Below are 6,579 nucleotides of genomic sequence, written 5' to 3'. Positions count from 1 at the left end.
TATTTAAAGATAACTCTACAATATGTTTTAACCGTAGGTTTTGCTTTTAGGCGTAGCCTTTAGTGTTCATATTATTAGTTAAACTCATATGCTAAATAACACGACCTTCGGTCAAAAAAAAACGGATGGCAATATACTTTAGATTATAGATTTATTAATTTTAAAGATTTTTCATAGCATAGCGTAGAAAAATCATCATAAACCTTTTGCTGAAAGCAAATTCTCTCACCATTAACGGTATCATCGTTAATTCTTTAATCTTGCCACTCTGGCAATCTTTCACCTTTTTACTCACGCAGTAGAGTAAAAATCTTTAACTGACTTACTTCGCAATTTATCACTATTAAGAACAATTTTCATATATTCACATCAATTTTATAAAATTTATGGAGGAGATTCAAATGGAAAGAACACTTGTAAATAAATTAGCAAATAATTTAAACAAAGAAATAAAGCTACAGGGCTGGATACACAAAATTAGGAAACTTGGTAAGATAGCATTTCTCCTATTAAGAGATAGAACGGGTATTGTTCAATGTGTAATTAATACTAAGGAAATCAATTTAGACGGTTTAAAACTTGAAAGTGTCATAGAGTTAACAGGCATTGCATGCAAAAGTTATAATGATGAAAAAAACTATGAAATTCAGACCAAAAGTTTGGAAATATTATCTATAGTAAAAGAGGATATTCCATTAGAAGTAAACAAGGACACCTTAGATTCCAATTTAGACACTATACTAAATAACAGAGTATTAAGTTTAAGAAATCTAAAAATAAATGCTATATTTAAAATAGAAGCGGCTATAGCTCATGGATTCTCAAAATTTCTTCTTGACAATGGTTTTACAGAAATTTTCACACCTAAAATAGTATCTGATGGTGCTGAAGGTGGGACTGAGCTATTTAAAGTAGATTATTTTGGGCGAAATGCATATCTTGCACAAAGTCCTCAATTTTATAAACAAATGTTAGTTGGCGCTGGATATGAAAGAGTTTTTGAAATTGGCCATGTTTACAGGGCAGAAAGCCATGATTCTAAAAGACATATAAATGAGTTTGTAAGTCTTGACCTTGAAATGGCATTTATTAAAGATGAAACTGATCTTATAAACTTTGAAACAAATCTGCTTAAGTATATATTTGATTATTTAAAAACAAACTGTAAAAATGAATTAGAGATTTTAAATGTTTCTATTCCTACAATAACTAATGGTATACCAATGCTATCTTTATCAAAAGCAATAAGTATATTACAAGAAGAATACAATAAAACAGACTTAACAAATGATATTGACCATGAAGGTGAGGAGTTAATTTCAAAATATGCAAAAGAAGCCTTTAACTCTGATTTCATATTTTTAACTCATTACCCTAAGTCTAAAAGGCCCATGTATACAATGCCCGATGAAAATGGAACCACCACTCACAGTTTTGACTTAATCTTTAGAGGAATAGAGATAACAACTGGTGGTCAAAGAATCCATAATTATGAATTTCTAAAAGAAAATATAGTTAAAAAAGGATTAAGCCCTAAAGATTTTTCCTCGTATTTAAATATATTTAAATACGGAATGCCACCACATGGAGGTCTTGCTATCGGTCTTGAAAGACTGACTTATAGGTTATTAGAGCTGGATAATATACGAGAGGCTGTTCTTTTCACTAGAGATAAGACAAGGCTAAATCCTTAACTTTTCTAAATTTTTAGAAAATTCTGTTGTTTTCTTTTTTCACTCATGTTATAATAAGTTCAAGAAGAAGATAATTCTTCTAAAACAAATCTTAACTCATAAAGTAACGTTTACACTAACAATTAAATCATCTATATAGTTAGTTATGCACAATAATGCACGGTACAACTTTAATTCTTGACCAAAGCATTTCATATGCTGATATCTATACAGATGATAATGATGAAAATTTGTTTTTAGAAGTTTTAGGAATTACGAGTATTTACTGTAGACAGTATGTTAATACAAATTTTATTTAAATTTTGTTCTACGTATGTAAACTCGAAAAAGACTAGTATAATTTAAAGTATATAATACACTATTATATGTATTATAAATCAGCTATAGGAAGGATGTGAGGTTAATTCAAGAAGAACCACATTTTTCATATGGGTTAGGATTTGTTTAACAACCACTTAGTTACTTAACGCTAAGTGGTTGTTTTTGTTATTATTTTAGAGCCGCGTCTCCACTTGTTTGAAGATAATCAAATATTTCTTGAAATAAATCATGTGCTACTGGTGCAGCAGTGGACCCAGCATAGTAGTTTCCTGGATCTGGTTCATCAATAGATACGAGCATTGTAATCTTAGGATCAGTGTAAGGCGCCATACCTGCAAAAGAAGACATATATTTCCCAGGTGCATATCCTCCAGTTTTTGGATCTGACTTTTGCGCTGTTCCCGTCTTTCCTGCAATATCGAGACCAGGTACATCAGCTTTAGCCCCAACACCATTTTGACCAGGAGCGACAACATTTCTCAGATATCCTCTTAAGGTTGTTGTTGTGTTCTTATCTAATATAGTTTTCTCACCCAAGTTATCATATGTTTTATCTACAATCTCTTTGTTATTACTATCAGTATGGACTATTCTTCTCATCACATGTGGTCTAATCCAAGACCCACCATTGGCTACAGAATTAAAGGCAGCCAAGTATTGTACTGCAGTTAGCGAAATCCCCTGTCCAAAAGCTATGTTTGCTAAATCTACCTTATTTGTTTTATTAATACTTCTTACTATTCCAGTACTCTCTCCAGGTAAATCTATACCTGTTTTTTGTCCAAGGTTAAATAAATTTATATATTTAAATAATCTATCTTTACCTAATAAATCTACACCTAGTTTTACAAATCCAACATTACTTGAATTCTTAATTATATCTTGAAAAGTTTGAGATGGAAAACCTATCATGTTCCATTCATTAATACGAACACCATCTACATCTGCATATCCTGGATCAGAAAATCTAGTACTATCATTCACCACATTTTCAGCCATTGCGGCATAAGAAGTAATTACTTTAAATATAGATCCTGGCTCAAAAGTGTTTTGTACTGCATTATTCTTCCATGATGAGGTTATTTGCTCACTGGTTTCATTATTATTTCCATTAGGATTGTTAGGATCATAATCTGGTTTATTTACCATGGCTAATATCTCACCATTTTTAGGGTTCATAACTGTTATAGTAACTGCTTTTGCTTTATTATCCTTTAATGCCGTTTCTGCAGCATCTTCTGCATACTTCTGTATTTTTTCATCTATAGTAAGTTCAACATTTTTACCATTAATTGCAGGAGTATACTGCGAATCTTCATAAGGAAGCTCCTCTCCCTTATTATCTTTTTCTAAAATTTCTCTTCCTGGCGTTCCTGAAAGTTCAGTATTATAACTTGCTTCTACTCCTGTTACCCCTTTACTTTCAGCATTGGTATATCCTATAGTACTAGCCAAGAAATTATTATTTATATAATGTCTTTTGGTATCCCCAGAAATAATTAATCCCTGTATTTTAAGCGCCTTTATTCTATCAGCTTGTCCTTTATCTATTTGTCTTATAAGCGTTGCATATTTAATTGGATTACCATTAGAAGACTTCATATATAATATTTTTGTGATTTGCTTTGTGGACATATTTAATATGGATGATAAGTTTTGAATTAAATCGTCCATAGAAGTTCCACTCTTTTTTAATGATACTCTTAATGCATTCATATCTATATCTACTCTATAAGCATCTATACTTACAGCTAGTTCATTATCATTACGATCCAGTATGCTTCCCCTTTTAGGTGTAATTTCCACATCCGTTATGGATTCATGTAAAGCACCCGTTTTATAGACATCAGCCTTAACATCCATTACATAGAAGAGCCTACCTACAACAACAAAAAAGGCAATCCCAAATATTACGAATATTAGTAAAAGCCTCTTAACACGGTTGATTTTCCTTATGTGTGGTTTCTTTTTCAAAATAACCAATCCTTCCAAATAATATATACTCAAACAAATGTACCACATTAATACCTAATGATATCACATTTATTACAATTTTCAAATAGTCTAACTACCTATGTTTTATAAAAATTGAGGATTGGATATAAATATAAAAAAGTTGAAAATTAAATTTTAATTTCCAACTTTCTTATACCTTTACTGCTGCTTCATTTTATCAATATCTGTTAGGATCTGTATAAACAGCCATTCCTCTTCTTTTGCTCTCTTGTACATGATTCATTGATTTTTTTATCATACATTCTCTTATTTCATTTAAGCTTTTGTCCTTATTACAGCATCTCCCATTTATACATTCCTCACAATTGCTGCATTTAATCTGTCGGTTTTTAAAATAATAACTTATAACTACATCGAGATATGGTAAGTCACGTTTGAAATTCATTCCAACTTTCATTTATATACCATCCCTTTTATTTATATTATTTTTTATTTTGTCAAAACCTACATTGGAAAACGTTTACTTAATGTGTTATAAAATCCCTTCATTAATATTATACCTTTTACATATGAAATAGTCAAAACAATTGTGAATTTTCCGAATTTTCAATTTAACTTGTACTCAACTGAGTTTAAAAACATAACCACACCTGAGTACAAGTTTAACTTTATTTGCAAGTCATTATGTTTAATATAACATTATCTGCTTCACTTAGTCCTTTTGTTCCAAGTTCACATAGGTTTTTTATAGTTTTCTCTACATCTCTATCGATTATTCCATCATTTTGTGACACTTCAACATCATTTAAAGCCAGTAATGCTGCTTGAATAGCTGAACTTACTCCTGTTGACACCTTCAAGGCACAACCACATTTTGCACCATCACACACCATTCCAGATATGTCTGCTATCATATTTTTAATTGAATATTTTATATTTGGCAGCTTTCCACCTAAAATATATGTTATACCTGTACATGCTCCTGTAGATGCAACTACACAACCACAAAGAGCGGATAACCTTCCTAGATTACTTTTTATATGTATGGCAACTAAATTACTAAGCGCCAGTGCCCTAATAAGTGTCTCTTTGTCTGTGTTTGATGTCTCAGCTACTGCAAGTACAGGCAAGGATACTGTTATTCCCTGATTTCCGCTTCCTGTGTTGGTCATTACCGGCAATATACATCCAGACATTCTTGCATCAACCGCCGCTGAAGTAGTGTATTTAGCATGCATTTCCATACTGTCTTGTATTCTTCCACTCTTGATATTTTCATAAAGATTTTTACCAACAGCTAGTCCATATTTGTTATTTAAAGCTTCATCTGATAATTTTTTGTTAATTTGTGCCCCTTGTAATAAAAACTCTATGTCTTTTATTTGTACCTTATTTACAAATTCATATATTTTGTCTATTGTCAAAGTTTCATACTCTTTATCTTTTTCACTGGACTTCTTTTTGTCATCTACTGAATATATTTTCTCACCATTTAGTTCAATCAAAACAAAGCTTGTATGTTCCCCCGATATTATTGTTCTTGAAAAACATTTTCCACTTCTACATATGGCTTCAATATACAGTTTTTCTTTGGTATCTTTAAGATTAACTTTAACTCTTCCAAGCTCAAGCATAAGTTTAGCCTTATCTACATCTTCTTTCTTTACATCAGACAACACTTCTAATAACTTGCTTGAATCTCCTTTAATAACTCCAAGAGCTGCAGCAATAGGAAGCCCAACCATTCCTGTGCCTGGAATTCCTACCCCCATTCCATTTTTCAATATATTAGTACTTGCAAATATTTCTACACTCTCAGGCATTTCTCCCAATACCTCTTTACATTTTGCAGTAGCTAAAGCTACTGCTGCTGGTTCTGTGCATCCAAGTGCTAATACTACTTCCTTTTTAAGCAGTTCAATTATATTTTCGTACATATTCTTCACACCTCTTTCTTTATTTTGCTTAAGTACCTATATATTGTTGCCTCTGAAGTTTTTAGCTTTATCGCAATTTCACTTACGACTCCCTTTAATAGAAACATACCTTTATCATTTAATTTCTTAATTATTTCTATCTTTTCTTCTTGAGACATTCTTTCTGGTGGAATACCACTGCTTATTATTATTTCATCTATACTATCAATTGTTAGCTCTTCAACAGAGTGATCAAATCTCTCTATATTTTCATTATTTGTATCTTTTGCTTCAACTCCTATGAAGTCATCAAGAAAATTTCTAAACTCTTTGAACTTTTGTAAGTTCATATTTATACATAACATTCCCACTATTTCTTTTTTGTCATCCTTGATAAAATATGTAGAAGACTTTAGAGTTGTCCCATTTGAAGATATGCCCTTATAATTTACTATATAGTCCTTATGATTATATTCACCGGCTTTTAATATTTTTAATGCTAAATTTGTAGCTGGTGCCCCAACTTCTCTTCCACTAACCTTACTATTACTAATTTCTACTATTGAATTATCTACATTTGTTAAATCATGTAGTGCAATTTCAGTATCCTTACCAAATACCTCTCCTAAAAACTTTACGAGAGATTTATACTTTTCTAAATATGGATTTATCTTTCTCACGCCTTTCGTTAT

General features: G+C 31.2%; 5 protein-coding genes. 1 reads left to right on the top strand and 4 read right to left on the bottom strand.

What is annotated here, in order from left to right:
* Positions 1-401 precede the first annotated feature (401 nt).
* A complete protein-coding gene (gene aspS / locus B8978_RS14150) occupies positions 402-1,694 on the top strand; it encodes an aspartate--tRNA(Asn) ligase (protein ID WP_084116694.1) in 1,293 nt (430 codons plus the stop codon).
* A gap of 489 nt (positions 1,695-2,183) precedes the next feature.
* Here aspS and B8978_RS14145 read toward each other — a convergent pair whose 3' ends face one another.
* The 4 genes from B8978_RS14145 to B8978_RS14130 all read right to left on the bottom strand — a co-directional run bounded on the left by B8978_RS14145 (position 2,184) and on the right by B8978_RS14130 (position 6,567).
* Positions 2,184-3,989, bottom strand: coding sequence for a penicillin-binding transpeptidase domain-containing protein (locus B8978_RS14145; protein WP_084116698.1), 1,806 nt, complete (start codon positions 3,987-3,989; stop codon positions 2,184-2,186).
* A gap of 199 nt (positions 3,990-4,188) precedes the next feature.
* Positions 4,189-4,428: a hypothetical protein gene (locus B8978_RS14140; protein WP_084116693.1), complete on the bottom strand. Its 240-nt coding sequence runs from the start codon at positions 4,426-4,428 to the stop codon at positions 4,189-4,191.
* 211 nt (positions 4,429-4,639) lie between these two features.
* The gene (locus tag B8978_RS14135; protein WP_084116692.1) at positions 4,640-5,908 is read right to left on the bottom strand and encodes an L-cysteine desulfidase family protein; all 1,269 of its coding nucleotides are present in this window, start codon (positions 5,906-5,908) and stop codon (positions 4,640-4,642) included.
* A gap of 5 nt (positions 5,909-5,913) precedes the next feature.
* Positions 5,914-6,567 (bottom strand): helix-turn-helix transcriptional regulator, encoded by a 654-nt coding sequence (locus B8978_RS14130; RefSeq protein WP_084116691.1) that lies wholly within the window; start codon positions 6,565-6,567, stop codon positions 5,914-5,916.
* Between the last annotated feature and the right edge of the window lie 12 nt (positions 6,568-6,579).

It is taken from the genome of Clostridium acidisoli DSM 12555 (genome assembly GCF_900176305.1).
Taxonomy (GTDB): Bacteria; Bacillota; Clostridia; order Clostridiales; family Clostridiaceae; genus Clostridium_I; species Clostridium_I acidisoli.
This window is presented reverse-complemented; position numbering and strand designations above follow the sequence as displayed.